We start from the raw sequence: 16,498 nt of genomic DNA, 5'->3' as shown, positions 1-16,498 counted from the left end.
AGGGCTTTGCCGGGGTTAGAATTTTTTTCGAAAAAATCTCGCAATGGTGGATTTGCTCAAAAAACGAACAAAAAAACACCGTTTTCACTACATGTTGTGTTTTGCAAGCGCTTTTTGCAGCTCCAGACACAACTGAGCCCGACCGAAGCCGGGCTGGAATCGACCCTCGATGGTGCGCCGAGCGGTCCGATCCGGTGCAGTCTCGAACCATCAATTGGTGCAGCCGTTGCCCATGATGCTGTAACGCAGGATGTGGCGCCGGCCGGTGGAGTCGTCGTACTCCATTTTCATCGGTACCACTTCGCAGACATTCGGAACTTCGCTCATCGATACAACTTTGGCGATGTCCAGGTGAGTGGAGTAAGTGTATTCCTCGATGGCCGGTTGTTGCTGTGCGACATCAGTCGGGACCTCGTCTGCCATGGCGGTTGCGCACAGACTGCTGAGGGCCAGAACCAATAAAGCTTTCATTTGAAATTTACCTTCTTGAGGTCGAGTGGGGTCACGCAACCTTTTTGGGGTTGCGTGTGGAACTTCATCGTTTGGTTTGTTACTTCAGAGCTGGATTAACGGCCTTCGTGGGGGCTGTAACCTTGTTAATCACTTTGCCTTGTCGGCGAGGCAGATTTTAAGGAGGCGGGGTGGGGGTAAACAGATACGGTTTTGATAAACACCTTTGGCAGATTTGGTAACAATCGCCGCCGAGCCACAGGAATCAAGGCTTGCGGGGTGCTCAAGGGGAAACATCGGGATTATCGCCACGACCTGTAGGGGCTTGTTACTACCATCGTCGAATGGTTCTATACGGACGCCCCGGCTACAACAGGGTCATACAAAAACAACTATTACACCGAGGTAGGAAAGATGAGTGCGGCTTCTCTGTATCCCGTTCGTCCCGAGGTTCTGGCCAATACGCTGACCGATGAGGCGACCTACAAAGCCATGTACCAGCAGTCGGTCGTCAACCCTGACGGTTTCTGGCGCGAGCAAGCCAAGCGTCTCGACTGGATCAAGCCTTTCACCACGGTGAAACAGACTTCGTTCGACGATCACCATGTCGACATCAAGTGGTTTGCCGACGGCACCCTGAACGTTTCCTACAACTGCCTCGACCGTCATCTGGCCGAGCGTGGCGATCAGGTCGCCATCATCTGGGAAGGCGACGATCCTTCCGAAAGCCGCGACATCACCTACCGCGAACTGCACGAACAGGTCTGCAAGTTCGCCAACGCCCTGCGTGGCCAGGACGTGCACCGCGGTGATGTTGTCACTATCTATATGCCGATGATTCCCGAAGCCGTGGTCGCCATGCTGGCCTGTGCCCGGATCGGTGCGATTCACTCGGTGGTGTTCGGCGGCTTCTCGCCGGAAGCCCTGGCCGGTCGCATCATCGACTGCCGCTCGAAAGTGGTGATCACCGCTGACGAAGGCGTTCGTGCCGGCAAGAAGATTTCCCTCAAGGCCAACGTCGACGACGCCCTGACCAACCCGGAAACCAGCAGCATCCAGAAAGTCATCGTGTGCAAGCGCACCGGCGGCGACATCAAGTGGAACCAGCATCGCGACATCTGGTACGAAGACCTGATGAAAGTGGCGGGCACCGTTTGCGCGCCGAAAGAGATGGGCGCCGAAGAAGCGCTGTTCATCCTTTATACCTCCGGCTCCACCGGCAAGCCGAAGGGCGTGCAGCACACCACCGGCGGTTACCTGCTGTACGCGGCGATGACTCACGAGCGCGTCTTCGACTACCGTCCGGGCGAAATCTACTGGTGCACCGCCGACGTCGGCTGGGTCACCGGTCACTCCTATATTGTTTACGGTCCGCTGGCCAACGGTGCGACCACGCTGCTGTTCGAAGGCGTGCCGAACTACCCGGACATCACCCGGGTCGCGAAGATCGTCGACAAGCACAAGGTCAACATCCTCTACACCGCGCCGACCGCAATCCGCGCGATGATGGCTTCCGGCACCGCGGCTGTCGACGGCGCGGACGGCAGCAGCCTGCGTCTGCTCGGTTCGGTGGGCGAGCCGATCAACCCGGAGGCCTGGGACTGGTACTACAAGAACGTCGGCAAGTCCCGTTGCCCGATCGTCGACACCTGGTGGCAGACCGAAACCGGCGGCAACATGATGAGTCCGCTGCCGGGCGCTCATGCCCTGAAGCCGGGTTCGGCGGCACGTCCGTTCTTCGGTGTGGTGCCGGCGCTGGTGGACAACCTCGGCAACATCATTGAGGGCGAGGCCGAGGGCAATCTGGTGATTCTTGATTCGTGGCCTGGCCAGGCCCGTACTCTGTACGGCGACCATGACCGTTTCGTCGACACCTACTTCAAGACCTTCCGTGGCATGTACTTCACCGGCGACGGCGCCCGTCGCGATGCCGACGGTTACTACTGGATCACCGGTCGCGTGGACGACGTGCTCAACGTGTCCGGCCATCGCATGGGCACCGCCGAGATCGAAAGCGCGATGGTCGCTCACCCGAAAGTCGCCGAAGCGGCGGTGGTGGGTGTGCCGCACGACATCAAGGGTCAGGGCATTTATGTCTATGTCACGCTGAAGAACGGTGAAGAGCCGAGCGAGCAGTTGCGCCTGGAACTGAAGAACTGGGTGCGCAGGGAGATCGGCCCGATCGCTTCGCCGGACGTGATTCAGTGGGCGCCGGGGCTGCCGAAAACCCGTTCGGGCAAGATCATGCGCCGCATCCTGCGCAAGATCGCTACCGCCGAGTACGAAGGCCTGGGCGACATCTCGACGCTGGCCGACCCGAGTGTGGTGCAGCATCTGATCGACACGCACAAGACCATGAACGTCGCGTAAGCGAAGGGGCTGAAGGCTGAAAAGCCCCGCCTGGCATCGCGCCGGGCGGGGCTTTTTGTTTTCGATTGTTACCACGTGGAGCGTGGGAACGATCAGTGAAGGGGGGATTTTCGGCCAATAATTATCGAATTGCTCCGTCAGCCCATTCCTGTTGTTACCCGCCAGCCTTCAAGTAACCGAATGTGTAACCGCCGGCCCCGCAACGGGGCAATGAGAAACGTATCGCCCCGTTTTGGCGCCTCAAAATCCCCGGTGAAAAATAAGACATCACCCCGCGCTTGCCGGATTAGAAGGGTTTGCGAATAATAGGCCCGCAATTTGCAGCATGGGTCGGTTCACTGTCTTTTGCTCTTGCATGAAATTGCGGGGCTGTCAATGTGCTCAGGCGAGCTTCTCGGTGCTTCTGTAATTTGTTGTCGCATTGAAGAAATATCGGCTTCAGGCCTGTCGTTAGAATGCCGATCACTCGCTCGTCGTGGCTCGTGTTGAAATCGCTTCGGGTTTCAATGGGAGAAATCCTACGGACGCAGCAGCGCTTTTCCGTTCCACCCATTCGCATATTGGGCTGTCGCTCACTCTGCCGTTTTTGCCCTTTACCGATGGAGTCCCAAGATGAAGAAACTTGTGCTGCTTGGCGCCCTGGCACTGTCCGTGCTGTCCCTGCCGACATTCGCCGATGAAAAGCCTCTGAAGATCGGTATCGAAGCGGCTTACCCTCCATTCGCATCCAAAGCCCCGGACGGCAGCATCGTCGGTTTCGACTACGACATCGGCAACGCCCTGTGCGAAGAAATGAAGGTCAAGTGCCAGTGGGTCGAGCAAGAATTCGACGGTCTGATCCCGGCACTGAAAGTGCGCAAGATCGACGCGATCCTGTCGTCCATGTCGATCACTGAAGATCGCAAGAAGTCCGTGGACTTCACCAACAAGTACTACAACACTCCGGCCCGCCTGGTCATGAAGGAAGGCACCGTAGTCAGCGACAAGCTGACCGAGCTCAAGGGCAAGAACATCGGCGTGCAGCGTGGTTCGATCCACGAGCGTTTCGCCCGCGAAGTCCTGGCGCCGCTGGGTGCCGAGATCAAGCCGTACGGCTCGCAGAACGAAATCTACCTCGACGTGGCCGCCGGTCGCCTCGACGGCACCGTGGCGGACGCCACCCTGCTGAACGACGGCTTCCTGAAAACCGACGCCGGCAAAGGCTTTGCGTTCGTCGGCCCGCAGTTCACCGATGAAAAATACTTCGGTGACGGCGTAGGCATCGCGGTGCGCAAGGGCGACGCCCTGAAAGACAAGATCAATACTGCCATCGCGGCCATTCGCGAAAACGGCAAGTACAAGCAAATCCAGGACAAATACTTCGACTTCGATATTTACGGCAAGTAAAGACGTCGCTCGACCCGTCCGAAATGGCGCAAGCAACAGGATCTCTGCGGTTTGCGCCATTTTTTCATCCCAACTTTCGAGGACCTGAATCATGTTGAAAGGCTACGGGGCTGTCATCCTCGATGGCGCTTGGCTGACGCTTCAGCTCGCCTTGTCGTCCATGGCCCTGGCCATCGTTCTCGGGCTGATCGGCGTCGCGTTGCGCCTGTCGCCAGTGCGCTGGCTGGCCTGGCTGGGCGATCTGTATTCCACGGTGATTCGCGGAATTCCCGATCTGGTGCTGATCCTGCTGATCTTCTACGGCGGTCAGGACCTGCTCAACCGTGTCGCCCCGATGCTGGGCTATGACGAGTACATCGACCTGAATCCGCTGGCCGCCGGTATCGGCACCCTTGGTTTCATCTTCGGGGCGTACCTGTCGGAGACCTTCCGTGGCGCATTCATGGCGATCCCCAAGGGTCAGGCCGAAGCCGGCATGGCCTACGGCATGAGCAGCTTCCAGGTGTTTTTCCGGGTGCTGGTGCCGCAGATGATCCGTCTGGCGATTCCGGGCTTCACCAACAACTGGCTGGTGTTGACCAAGGCCACCGCGCTGATTTCCGTGGTCGGTCTGCAAGACATGATGTTCAAGGCCAAGCAGGCGGCCGACGCCACCCGTGAGCCTTTTACCTTCTTCCTCGCAGTGGCGGCGATGTACCTGGTGATTACCAGTGTCTCGTTGCTGGCGCTGCGTCACCTTGAGAAGCGCTACTCGGTAGGCGTAAGGGCGGCTGATCTATGATCTTCGACTACAACGTCATTTGGGAGGCTCTGCCGCTGTACCTCGGCGGTCTGGTCACCACCCTCAAGTTGCTTGCATTGTCGCTGTTCTTCGGTCTGCTGGCGGCGCTTCCCCTGGGGTTGATGCGCGTGTCCAAGAATGCCGTGGTCAACGGTGTGGCGTGGCTTTACACCTACGTGATCCGTGGCACGCCGATGCTGGTGCAGCTGTTCCTGATCTACTACGGTCTGGCGCAGTTCGAAACCGTACGTGAAAGCTTCCTCTGGCCATGGCTGTCCAGCGCCACGTTCTGTGCGTGCCTGGCGTTCGCGATCAACACCAGCGCCTACACCGCCGAAATCATCGCCGGCAGCCTGAAGGCCACGCCGAACGGCGAGATCGAAGCGGCCAAGGCCATGGGCATGTCCCGTGTCATGATGTACAAGCGCATCCTGCTGCCGTCGGCCCTGCGCCGGGCGCTGCCGCAGTACAGCAACGAAGTGATCATGATGCTGCAGACCACCAGTCTGGCGTCCATCGTGACCCTGATCGACATCACCGGTGCGGCCCGTACCGTCAACGCGCAGTTCTACCTGCCGTTCGAGGCGTACATCACTGCCGGCGTGTTCTACCTGTGCCTGACCTTCATTCTGGTGCGCCTGTTCAAGCTGGCCGAGCGTCGCTGGCTGAGCTACCTGGCCCCGAGGAAGCACTGATATGGAACGCATCGACCACGTTCTGCCGTGGAGCCATCTGGGCAGCGAGCGCCGGATTTCGGTGTTCCGCTACGGTAGCGGTGAGCGCAAGGCCTACATTCAGGCCAGCCTCCACGCTGACGAACTGCCCGGCATGCGCACCGCCTGGGAACTGAAAAAACGCCTCGGCGAACTCGAAGCCAAAGGCCTGCTCAATGGCGTCATCGAGCTGGTGCCGGTGGCCAACCCGCTGGGTCTCGGCCAGTTGCTGCAAGGCAACCATCAGGGCCGTTTCGAGGCCGGTAGCGGCAAGAATTTCAACCGTGATTTCGTCGAACTCAGCGCGCCGGTGGCGGCGAAGGTTCAAGGGCTGCTCGGTGATGATCCGCACGCCAACATTCGCCTGATCCGTCAGGCGATGGCCGATCATCTGGCCGCATTGCCCGAGGCGAGCAGCCAGTTGCAAGGCATGCAGCGCATCCTGCTGCAACATGCCGCCACCGCCGACGTGGTGCTGGATCTGCATTGCGACTGCGAAGCCGCGCTGCACATGTATGCGTTGCCGCAGCACTGGCCGCAGTGGCGTTCGCTCGCCGCGCACCTGGACGTGAAGGTGGGCCTGCTGGCGGAAGATTCCGGCGGCAGTTCGTTCGACGAAGCCTGTTCGCTGCCATGGCTGCGTCTGTCGCGTCTGTTCCCGGATGTGCAGATTCCGCTGGCGTGCCTGGCGACCACCGTTGAACTCGGCGGTCAGGCTGATACCACACCCGCGCAGGCTGAAGCCTGGGCCGAAGGGATTCTGGCGTTCCTTGCCGAGCAGGGCCTGATCCCTGGCGAGTGGCCGGGCGCCGGGCGCGAACCGTGCGAAGGCATGCCGTTCGAAGGCACGGAACTGCTCCTGCCACCGCATCCGGGCGTGGTGAGTTTTCTGCGCAAGCCCGGCGAGTGGGTTGAAGCCGGTGACAAGATTTTCGAAGTGATCGATCCGCTGTCGGATCGGGTCAGCACGGTGTGTGCTGGTACGTCCGGGGTGCTGTTTGCCATTGAGCGGCTGCGTTACGCCCAACCCGGTTTCTGGCTGGCCAAAGTGGCGGGGCGCGATGCGCTGCGCGACGGCCCTTTGCTCAACGACTGACTGTTTTTGTGAGAACCGACCGCATGTACAAACTTGAAGTCCAAGACCTGCATAAACGCTATGGCAGTCACGAAGTGCTCAAGGGCGTTTCCCTGAAAGCGGCCGCCGGCGATGTGATCAGCATCATCGGCTCCAGTGGCTCCGGCAAAAGTACTTTCCTGCGCTGCATCAACCTGCTCGAGCAGCCGCACGCGGGCAAGATCCTGCTCAACAACGAAGAGCTGAAACTGGTTGCCAACAAGGACGGCGCGCTGAAAGCCGCTGATCCGAAGCAACTGCAACGCATGCGTTCGCGCCTGTCGATGGTGTTCCAGCATTTCAACCTGTGGTCGCACATGACCGCACTGGAAAACATCATGGAAGCGCCGGTTCACGTACTGGGCGTGTCCAAGGCCGAAGCCCGCGAGAAAGCCGAGCACTACCTGAACAAGGTCGGCGTGGCCCATCGTAAGGACGCGTTCCCGGGCCACATGTCCGGTGGCGAGCAGCAGCGTGTGGCGATTGCCCGTGCGCTGGCGATGGAACCGGAAGTGATGCTGTTCGACGAACCGACATCGGCCCTCGACCCGGAACTGGTCGGTGACGTGCTGAAAGTCATGCAGGCCCTGGCTCAGGAAGGCCGCACCATGGTGGTGGTGACCCACGAAATGGGCTTCGCCCGTGAAGTGTCCAACCAGTTGGTGTTCCTGCACAAAGGCGTCGTGGAAGAAAGCGGCAACCCGCGTGAAGTGCTGGTCAATCCGCAATCGGAACGTTTGCAGCAGTTCCTCTCGGGCAGCCTCAAGTAATCGTTCCCGTTATGCACCAAATTAGGTCATGCTGCGCAGCGCGCCAGATGGTCTAATTTGGTTGCAGCCGATTTCGGTTTTTCCTCTGTTTACGTTTCGGATCGCCCACCATGACTGCCCATCGAATTGGTTTCCTGATTTGGCCCAGCACTAAAGCTCTGACTTTGGCGCTGGCAGAGGAGGCCTTGCGTGTTGCCCAGCGTGTGCATCCGGAGGTGGTTTACGAACTCTCGTTCCTGCAGGCCGAACCGCCGCTCGAAGGCGAGTGGCAACTGCCGGGTGAGCCATGGGCCGGCAAGCTGGAGAACTTCCAGAAACTGTTCCTGCTTGCCGATGAGCCGCCGACTGCCCTGGCGCCTGCCCTCAGCAGCGCACTCAAGCAACTGGTACGCACCGGTTGCGTGATCGGCGGTCTTTCGGCCGGTGTGTACCCACTGGCGCAACTCGGTCTGCTCGACGGTTACCGCGCCGCCGTGCACTGGCGCTGGCAGGACGACTTCGCCGAGCGCTTTCCGAAAGTCATCGCCACCAGCCATTTGTTCGACTGGGATCGTGATCGCCTGACCGCGTGCGGCGGCATGTCGGTGCTCGATCTGTTGTTGGCCGTTCTGGCCCGTGATCACGGAGCGGAACTGGCCGGTGCGGTTTCCGAAGAGCTGGTGGTCGAGCGCATCCGCGAAGGCGGCGAGCGGCAGCGCATTCCGTTGCAGAACCGCCTGGGGTCCAGTCATCCGAAGCTGACGCAAGCCGTGCTGCTGATGGAAGCCAACATCGAAGAGCCGCTGACCACCGACGAAATCGCCCAGCATGTGTGCGTGTCCCGACGTCAGCTGGAGCGGATCTTCAAGCAATACCTCAACCGTGTGCCGAGCCAGTACTATCTGGAACTGCGCCTGAACAAGGCCCGGCAAATGTTGATGCAGACCAGCAAGTCGATCATCCAGATCGGCCTGTCCTGCGGTTTCTCCTCGGGGCCGCATTTCTCCAGCGCCTATCGCAACTTCTTCGGGGCCACGCCGCGGGAAGACCGCAACCAGCGGCGCAGCAGCAGTCCGTTCGAGTTGTCTTCGGTGCCACCGGAGCGCGGCTGATCCTTCGATCACAGCGCCATCATTCATGGCGCTGTTGTTTCAGGCGCTGTTCAATCTTCCATCTCGACACCGGGGCGAGCTGGCGTCGTCGGATGTTCCAGCACGCCGTCGACGTTCAACGTCATGCCCGTCTCCTGGTAATAAGCCCGAATCCGCTCCATCGCCCGGGCGGAAAAGGGGTTGCCGCGCAAGTCGTAGCGATCACCGACATAGGCCGGTACTTCCATCAGCTTGTCCGGCATTTCGCTGATTTCGTTGCCTGACAGATCCAGCTCCACCCAGTTGAAGTTGTCGAGCACGCCTTTCGGCATGTCGCGGATGCCCGTGTTGCTCAGGTCCAGGTCGGTAAGCCCTTGCAGGTTGCTGAGGTCAGGCGTCAGACCGAGCGGGTTGTCGTGCAGATGCAACAGATCAAGGTTCTCCAGTGTAGCCAGCCCTTCCACATCGCGCGCCGACAGGGTGAGTTCGCACGCTGGGAGGCTTAGCGTGTTGAGCCGTCTCATCTGGAAGATGACCTCGGGGATATGGTTCAGTTCGTAGCCTTGAATGTCGACGCTTTCAAGGTTGCGAAATGCCTCGAGGAATCGGCCGATCCTTGGCGAGTCATCACTGGTGCAAACCAGATGCAGGTCCGAAACGTGGCCGAAGTCGGCACTCAGTGTCGGCAACTCACCGCGGATCGGTAGCCTGAAGACGAAGTGGTGTTCACGCGCGTCCGCCCCCTCCACCGGCGTTTTGCGCCAGCAAGTCAACAATGTCTCTTTGAACGTCGACCTGTTCTGTTCCTCCAGAAGGCGCTCTTCGGGTGTGAGGGGGAGACCGGTCGGATGATGGTCGGGAATGTCGGCTTCCCAGGTTGCCAGATCTCCCAGCAATCTGACGAGTTCGGCCTCCCGACGCGCCAGTTCGGTCCGCCCGTCGATCAGTGTGCCTTCGAGTCGATAAATGAAGGCGCTGGCCTGTTCGTCGTTCAGCGCAGGATAAAGTGTGCGGGCGCGTGCGATGTCTGCCGGCTCGGCCAACACGCCAAGGTCTTCCCCGGTTCTGTGGTAGCAGGCCTTTATCTGCTCACGGGTGGTGGCATCGAAAGGATTGTTGCCGAAGTCAAAACCTTTGCTGGCCGCAGCGGGCAGATCGAAGATCTCCGGGGGTAATTCAGTCAGGCGATTGCCGCTGAGAATGGCTGTTTCGAGCCAGGGCGGATCCAGCAAGCCTGGAGGCAATGCCGAGATCCCGGTGTTCGCGAGGTCGAGGAATTCAAGATTCGGCAGCATGCGCAGATCGAATGGCCGGCCCAGCGGGTTGTTGTAAAGGTCGAGCCTCACCAGATCTTTCAGTGACGAGAGCGTTGCTATCCCGTTGTCATCCAGCACGATCTGGCAGTTGCTCAACACCAATTGCTGCAGATCCGGCATTCCCCTGAGTGCTGGCGGAATTTCTGCCAGTGCCAGATCCCGTAACTCAAGGGACTCGAGCCCGGTAAATCCGCGCAGAAAACCCGTGTCGACCCGCAACTGAAGATGGCCGGTGATCGACAGTGTCGTGACATGCGCGAAGTCTGCTTGCAAGGCGGGCAGGTCACCGATGAACGCCGGATTCAGGTCGAGGGAGGAGGTTCTGGATTCGGGGGTTTCCGCAGATCTTTCGCGCCAGAGCGATTCGATTTCCAGCCTGAACATGATGCGACTGGCCCGCTCGATATTGCGCTCGCTCTCGGTCAGGAGAATGCCACTGGCAGGGTATCGTTCAGGGACATCGGCCTCCCATCGTTCAAGGTCACCTTCAAGTTGCCGCAGCTCGGTCTCCCAGCGCTGGATCTGTAGTCGACCGTCCTCGAGGGATCCGGGCAGCAGATACAGCACCCGATTGGCGTCATCCTTGTCCAGGGACGGGAACAGCTCGCGGAGACGATCGATGTCTTCGGGGGGCATCGAAACGCCGAAGTTCTGCCTGAACTGCCGATAGCACAACTTGATGCGTTCGCGTGTGACGACTGACAGTGGATTGTCGGCAAAACTGAACTGCCTGGGCGTACGGGACGGGATATCGAAGAGGATCTCGGGCAATTCGCGCAACCGGTTGCGTTCGAAGTGCGCGACAACAAGACGGGGATGATCGAACAGGCCGTCGGGCAAACTCGAAAGCCCTCCATCGATCATGCGCAGTTGTGTCAGGGCCGCAAGCGTTTCGAGTCCGGGTGGTGTCCCCAGCGGGTTTGCACTCAGGCTCAGGTATTGAAGGTTGCTCAGGGAGGCCAGGTTGGTCCGGCTCTCGGGTGTCAGTGTCAATCGGCAGTTTTCCAGTACCAGTCGCTCCAGCGAAGGCGTTCGCAGGAAGGTCAGCGGGTTTTGCCCGAGACCGAAGTCGCGCAGTTCCAGATGACGCAGCGTGGAAAAAGGTTGAAGGAACGCATTGATGTTGGTCAGAGCCGCGTTGCCTGTCAGTGACATTTCGCGGATGTGGCTGAAGTCTGTGGTCAGCTCAGGGAGTTCACCGATGAATGTCAGGCTGGCAACCAGCGAGCCTTCGCGCTGCCTGGGGTTTTCTGGCGATCGCGCTCGCCACAGCGCTTGCAGTTGGTCGGCAAAAACCGTCCTGGCCGAGTGTTCTGCGAATAATTGTGGAGGGTCCAGTGGTCGGGCGTTGAGAGGATGAGTCCGGGGAACGGCGGTTTTCCATTGTTCAAGGTCCGCCGATAGCTGCTCGATCTCCGCTTTCCAGTGCCTGAGCTGCGCCCGGCCATGCTCCAGGTCACCCGGCAAGTCATAGAAGACATCGCTGGCTTCCTCATTGTCCAGAGCGGGGAACAGCGCCTGGGTGGCATCGATGTCTGCCTGTTCGGCAAGCACCCCGAAATCCAGCCCGGTTTCACGGCTGTAGCGTTTGATCCTTTCAAGTGTGTCGAGGGTTAGTGGATTGCCGGAAAAGTCGAATCCTTCGCTGGCCGATGCGGGCATTTCAAACAAGGTTTCGGGCAGCTCACGGATCTGATTGTCGCTGACAATGGCTGTTCGCAATGTCGCGTGACCGGACAAACCTGCCGGCACATCACTGATACCGGTATGAGACAGATCCAGGTAATGCAGCGCGGTCAGGCTGCTGACATCGGGGGCGCGGCCCAGAGCGTTGTTCGGCAGCTCGAGGGATTCGAGTTGACGCATCGCCGCCAGCGCGGCCTGTAGTTCGCCGGTGAGTGCAACACCGCAGTTATTGAGCAGCAAAGTATCCAGGGCGGGCAGGCTGGTGAGTGTTTCCGGCAACCGATCCAGTGCAAAGTCGTGGAGGATCAGGCGCTTCAATCGGGGAAAACTCTTGAGGAGCGGTGCGGTGGCCTGTATTTGCTTGTTGCCGCTCAGGAACAGCGCCGTGATATGACTGAAATCGGCAGACAGAGCAGGCATGTCACCGATGAACGAGGCCTGTGCCGAAAACACGTCCGCTCTTGTCGATGGATGTGCGGTCGATCGGTGGCGCCAAAGCCGCTCGATCCTTCCGGCAAATATCTCTCGCTCGTAGAACTGGTTGAAGTGTTCGTTGGGCGTCAGCAGCGCGCCCGTCAGCGGATCGCGGTTCGGTGTGTCTCGGGCCCAGGTGGCCAGGTCGGTGGTCAGTCGGGTCAGTTCGTTCTCCCAGCGATCCAGCTGCAGGCTGCCTTGTGCCAGGGAGCCGGGCAACTCGTAGATCAGTTCACTGGATTGACGATCGTTCAGGTCAGTGAACATTGCCCTGACCCGGTTGATATCCGCTTGCTCGGGACGCACGCCCAGGTCGCTGCCGGTCCGATTGAAATAGACCTTCACTTTTTCACGTGTGGCAACGGAAAGCGGATTGCCGAAAAAGTCGAAGCCTGCTGTGGCGGAAGCCCCCCGTTCGAACAATGAATCAGGCAGTGCGGTGATCCGGTTGTCGGTGAACCAGGCACTGGTGAGTCGGGGATGATCCAGCAGGCCTGGCGGAATATCGGAGATTCCCGTGCTGGACAGATTCAGATGCGTCAGGTCCGGCAGGAAGCTGACATCGAACAGCGTGCCCAACGGATTACCTTCCAGGTCCAGCGCGTTCAGCCCGTTGAGGGAGGACAACAGTGCCTGGTTCTGCGGAGTAAGGACGATGCCGCAACTGTGCAACGTCAGCTGCTTCAGCTCCGTGAGGCCTGTCAGGCGCGGCGGCAGCCTGTGCAGGTCGAAATCACGCAGATCCACACGGATCAACCCTGAAAAACGTTCGAGAAAGGCGTTCAGCGCAGCCGATGCGCCGCTGCCGATCAGTTCCAGATCGCCAACGTGGCTGAAGTCAGCCGTGAGCACCGGCAAGTCGCCCACCACCGGTTGTGAAAAGCGCATCTGGTAGCCGTGGGGGCCTCGCATTTCCCGGCGCCAGCATCTGCGCAGGGCGTGGGCAAATGTCTGTCGATCACGGATGGCAGCCATTCGTTGTTCGGCCGACAGTCGGTTGTCGTCCGCCGGGTTGATTTCCGGGAGGTCGAGCATCCATTGATTGAGGTCGCTGTCGAGTTGAGCGTATTCAAGTTGAAGGCGCGACAGCTCGGCGAACGCACCATTTGGGTGGCTTTCGAGTCGTCTGGCCAGGGTGGCCTGTTCCGCTTCGGATATTCTCGGATAGACCTGTCTGATCCGGTTCGCCAGTGTATGGGGCATTCGCTGGCTGGCAGGCGGGTTGCGTGAATAACCATCGGTGCCCAGCAATCTCAAGGTATCGATGACAGGAGGCGGTACCGGATCGGGCAGAATGGCCAGCCTGAGTTCGGTGCGGGCCAGCGGGTTGTCGCGGATGGCCTGCCTGAGTTTTTCTCCTTCGCCGATCTGCAGGTTCAACGCTTGCCGCTGTGCGTCCGGCAGGGCTTGCAGGACGGCTGTGTAAAGGTCGGTGGCGCCGGACAGCTCCAATCCCTGTTCGTCAAAAGGTTGCCATCGATTGTCGGGTCCGAGCACCAGCACTTTGCGGATCGACGCCTCCACGGGGCCGGTACTGTCGAGTGTCCGCCCCTCTCGGGATTGCGCGCGGACTTCAAGCCGCACATCCCCGGACCACCCCGGCAACAGTTGAAGACTGTGCAACGCCAGGGTGTCGGAATCGGGATTGCGCACCGAGTCGAGTTCCAGTCCTTCATAGGCGCGGGTGATGCGCAGTTCCTGCCTGGCGTGCGCTGCCAGAAGCCGTTGCCGTTCAGGCCAGTGTCCTCTGCTGATTTCCACCAGCTCCGCGCCGGTTGCCGTGTGCAGCAGTTCTTCGGTGATTCTGGCCGGCAGTTGCGGTTCGTGCAGGGTCGCCTGCCTGACCATGGTCTCGTCGCGATGCTGGAGTGCCTGATAGCGTGCCTCGAAAAGTGAGGTGCGATGCTGGCGGGCGATCTGCGCGAGTCTGCTCCTCAGCTTGCGGGTGCGCGCCTCGAGGGCCAGCCTCTCGCCGAATTCCTCTTCCAGCAGCGTGTTGATTTCCGGTTCGCTGAAGGTTTGCAGCAATGTCTTGAGCAAGTCGCCCCCGGAAAGCCTGTCCTGACGGATCTCTGTCAGCGGGAGCTGTTCATTGGCGGAGGACTGCCAGACGATCCCGCCTTGTTCGTCGATCAAGCGCAGTCTTCGGGTGTCCGGCCACAGCTTCTGCCTCTTGAGAAGCTCGAGCTGGAGCAGTGGGTCCGCCTTCAGGTAATCCTCGGGCCTGTCGCTGGCGATCCGGTCGATGAAGTCTTGCAACTGCTGATCGATCCTGAAGCGCTGGATGCTGTCAGCCAGCAGCGGTGGCAGGCGTTCCTGCTCGACATGCATTTTGCGCAATGCCTCTTCCGGACAGCCGCTGACCTCGAGGATCCGCTCGCGTCGGGCGGGAGAGAACGACTCGACGCTGTTTCCAATGCGTTGCAACGCCGTGGCGGCGTCCCATTCGAGCGGTCGCTCGAGCTCGGTGTAAAAGGCCCCTTCATCGTTATGGCGCACGATGGGGCGGTAGGCATCCGTGCGGGTCGGATGCTCGATATACAGTTTGCCGGGATGTTCGTGTTCACTGACTGCGTAATGGGCCGGGTCGATCGGAAGCAGTTTTTTGCCCTGATGCAAGAGCAACCCTGGCGGCTCGGTCACGACGCCATTGGAGGGCTGAACCTGGCGCGCGTACGGTCGCAGATCGGGCTTCCAGTACAGCGTCCTGCCATTGCGCAATCTCACCGGCTGGAACCGGTCGATCAGGGATACGAGCTCGGCCGGCAATATTTTTGGCAGCTCCTTGATAGCGATGGCGCCGCCGATGCCGAAGGCCCCGAGCTGGATCAACGATTCCAGTGCGCCGAACATGTGTTCGGCCACTTCGGTGCTCAGACCTTCGGCCCAGTCAACGACACCCTCGAATACTTCGTCGAGAAATTGATAGGCCATGTACGCCATCATCATTTCGCCCAGAAAGGGTACGAAGGGCATCAGTACGAACGAGGCAAACTCGAGAACTGAAGAGGCGATGCGGGTGAAGGAATCCCATATCGCCCAACGTGCGTTGCGATCGACGGTGGCGGTCGGGACTGCGATCGTTGCAGCGTCATTCAGGATCTTGTCCAGCTTTCGCTCATAAAGGTGATCCAGCAACGGGCCTTCGATCGGGGTGGCGGTGAATTGCAGATTGGGGGTGTCGATGGGGGTATCCCGCCACGCCGGCAATGAGCTGCCGGGTTCCTGGATGTGCCATTTCACCCGGCTCAGTCGTTGCCCCAGGTCGGCGAAGAAATGCCCGCGTTGGTCATGGGCCACGAAACGGCTGAAAAAATTCTGATATTCCGGGCGGCGCAGCTGACGTGTCAGCTCGCGCATCAAGTCTGCCGTCGAGGCGTATTCCTTGACCGGATGCTCGGGATCATCCGGTACATAGGCCACCACTCTGACCGGGGTGCGAGCCTGCTGCAGATCCGGTGCGAACAGAACGATGCCGGTCAGCTTCGACGACATCATGGTCAGGTCATGGCAAAGCAGCGGCCGGCCTTCGACACGCATGCCTTGCAAACCGTCGAGCAAACCGCCGATCAGGCGTGCGTACAGCTCGCTCACATCGCCATTCATTCGCGCCATTTGTATGGCGGTCTGCATCGCAGTCTTTTCGCTGGCGTCGATTCGCAGGCGCAGCGCCGAGCCGGCAGCCGGGTCGTTGAGGCCCAGGTTTTCTTCCAGATATTTTTTGTAGCGGGCGCCGATGTCCAGTTCCCGACACAGTCTGGCGAACGCTGCGATGCCGATTTGCGCCTTTATCTGCGGCAGGTTTTCGAAGCGTCCCGACGGATCGGGTCGGGTAATGAAGGTCGACTCGCTGGAGTACGCGTCGGATTCGGTTTCGTCTTCGTCGAAGTTGTGCAGCGCGGCATCGAGCAGCGACACCGTCCAGGTCCGGCTGCCGGTGGTTATCGGGAAACCGGATGTTTTCACCGGGATGTGGAGGCGCAGGAAGGTATTCCTGACATTCAGGTCGAGACGGAATCGGCTCTTGAGTGCCTCGGTCAGGACCGGCTCGCCGTAGGCGGCGGCATCCTGCAGCGGCTCCAGTGTCCGGTCAATGCTGTTCTGTGCACTCATGCGCCGGCCGATCAGGGCTCTGAGTTCCTCATGCTGTGCCTTCGATGCTTGCTTCAGGGCGTCGGTGAGCGGGCGGCGGTTGTGTTTCAAGGCCTGGCGTCGGGCGGCCGACGCCTTGCCGAGCCATTCGGGAAAGGCATTTCTGAGGGGTTCATAGTGTTCGGGGGGATTGAGCGGTGTGTGGGCTGCAATTTGTCCGGTGGATGCCTGCATCGGGTCTGTCCATGTACGTCGGGAAGCCGCCAGCAGACCAGA

General features: G+C 60.0%; 9 protein-coding genes. 7 read left to right on the top strand and 2 right to left on the bottom strand.

Going from position 1 to position 16,498, the window contains the following annotated elements; genetic code table 11:
- Positions 1 to 210: 210 nt before the first annotated feature.
- Positions 211 to 471: a DUF2790 domain-containing protein gene (locus NWV16_RS21285; protein ID WP_260520632.1), complete on the bottom strand. Its 261-nt coding sequence runs from the start codon at positions 469 to 471 to the stop codon at positions 211 to 213.
- A gap of 393 nt (positions 472 to 864) precedes the next feature.
- Between NWV16_RS21285 and acs the strand changes: the two genes are divergently transcribed.
- The 7 genes from acs (at position 865) to argR (ending at position 8,675) form a co-directional block, all read left to right on the top strand.
- Positions 865 to 2,820, top strand: a complete 1,956-nt coding sequence (gene acs, locus NWV16_RS21280) for an acetate--CoA ligase (protein ID WP_260520631.1) — start codon at positions 865 to 867, stop codon at positions 2,818 to 2,820.
- Positions 2,821 to 3,432: 612 nt separating this feature from the next.
- On the top strand, positions 3,433 to 4,206 hold the full coding sequence (locus NWV16_RS21275; protein ID WP_065261786.1) for an ABC transporter substrate-binding protein: 774 nt from the start codon (positions 3,433 to 3,435) through the stop codon (positions 4,204 to 4,206).
- A 91-nt stretch (positions 4,207 to 4,297) separates the two neighbouring features.
- Complete coding sequence (locus NWV16_RS21270) at positions 4,298 to 4,987, top strand: ABC transporter permease (RefSeq protein WP_065261785.1); 690 nt, start codon at positions 4,298 to 4,300, stop codon at positions 4,985 to 4,987.
- Positions 4,984 to 5,682 (top strand): ABC transporter permease, encoded by a 699-nt coding sequence (locus NWV16_RS21265; protein ID WP_260520630.1) that lies wholly within the window; start codon positions 4,984 to 4,986, stop codon positions 5,680 to 5,682. The genes NWV16_RS21270 and NWV16_RS21265 overlap by 4 nt, the downstream gene beginning before the upstream one ends.
- A gap of 1 nt (position 5,683) precedes the next feature.
- Positions 5,684 to 6,796, top strand: a complete 1,113-nt coding sequence (locus NWV16_RS21260; RefSeq protein ID WP_260520629.1) for a succinylglutamate desuccinylase/aspartoacylase family protein — start codon at positions 5,684 to 5,686, stop codon at positions 6,794 to 6,796.
- A 23-nt stretch (positions 6,797 to 6,819) separates the two neighbouring features.
- On the top strand, positions 6,820 to 7,584 hold the full coding sequence (locus NWV16_RS21255) for an ABC transporter ATP-binding protein (RefSeq protein WP_003227281.1): 765 nt from the start codon (positions 6,820 to 6,822) through the stop codon (positions 7,582 to 7,584).
- A 110-nt stretch (positions 7,585 to 7,694) separates the two neighbouring features.
- On the top strand, positions 7,695 to 8,675 hold the full coding sequence (argR, locus tag NWV16_RS21250) for a transcriptional regulator ArgR (protein WP_065261787.1): 981 nt from the start codon (positions 7,695 to 7,697) through the stop codon (positions 8,673 to 8,675).
- A 50-nt stretch (positions 8,676 to 8,725) separates the two neighbouring features.
- Here the strand turns inward: argR and NWV16_RS21245 are convergent, their stop codons facing one another.
- Positions 8,726 to 16,456, bottom strand: a complete 7,731-nt coding sequence (locus NWV16_RS21245) for a dermonecrotic toxin domain-containing protein (RefSeq protein WP_260520628.1) — start codon at positions 16,454 to 16,456, stop codon at positions 8,726 to 8,728.
- Between the last annotated feature and the right edge of the window lie 42 nt (positions 16,457 to 16,498).

Source organism: Pseudomonas sp. BW7P1, from assembly GCF_024981055.1.
Lineage (GTDB): Bacteria > Pseudomonadota > Gammaproteobacteria > Pseudomonadales > Pseudomonadaceae > Aquipseudomonas > Aquipseudomonas bananamidigenes.
This window is presented reverse-complemented; position numbering and strand designations above follow the sequence as displayed.

Excerpts from the sequence above, each read along its gene's own strand:
- NWV16_RS21285 (WP_260520632.1), bottom strand. The coding sequence starts at position 471 with ATGAAAGCTTTATTGGTTCTGGCCCTCAGCAGTCTGTGCGCAACCGCC.
- acs (WP_260520631.1), top strand. The coding sequence starts at position 865 with ATGAGTGCGGCTTCTCTGTATCCCGTTCGTCCCGAGGTTCTGGCCAAT.
- NWV16_RS21275 (WP_065261786.1), top strand. The coding sequence starts at position 3,433 with ATGAAGAAACTTGTGCTGCTTGGCGCCCTGGCACTGTCCGTGCTGTCC.
- NWV16_RS21270 (WP_065261785.1), top strand. The coding sequence starts at position 4,298 with ATGTTGAAAGGCTACGGGGCTGTCATCCTCGATGGCGCTTGGCTGACG.
- NWV16_RS21265 (WP_260520630.1), top strand. The coding sequence starts at position 4,984 with ATGATCTTCGACTACAACGTCATTTGGGAGGCTCTGCCGCTGTACCTC.
- NWV16_RS21260 (WP_260520629.1), top strand. The coding sequence starts at position 5,684 with ATGGAACGCATCGACCACGTTCTGCCGTGGAGCCATCTGGGCAGCGAG.
- NWV16_RS21255 (WP_003227281.1), top strand. The coding sequence starts at position 6,820 with ATGTACAAACTTGAAGTCCAAGACCTGCATAAACGCTATGGCAGTCAC.
- argR (WP_065261787.1), top strand. The coding sequence starts at position 7,695 with ATGACTGCCCATCGAATTGGTTTCCTGATTTGGCCCAGCACTAAAGCT.
- NWV16_RS21245 (WP_260520628.1), bottom strand. The coding sequence starts at position 16,456 with ATGCAGGCATCCACCGGACAAATTGCAGCCCACACACCGCTCAATCCC.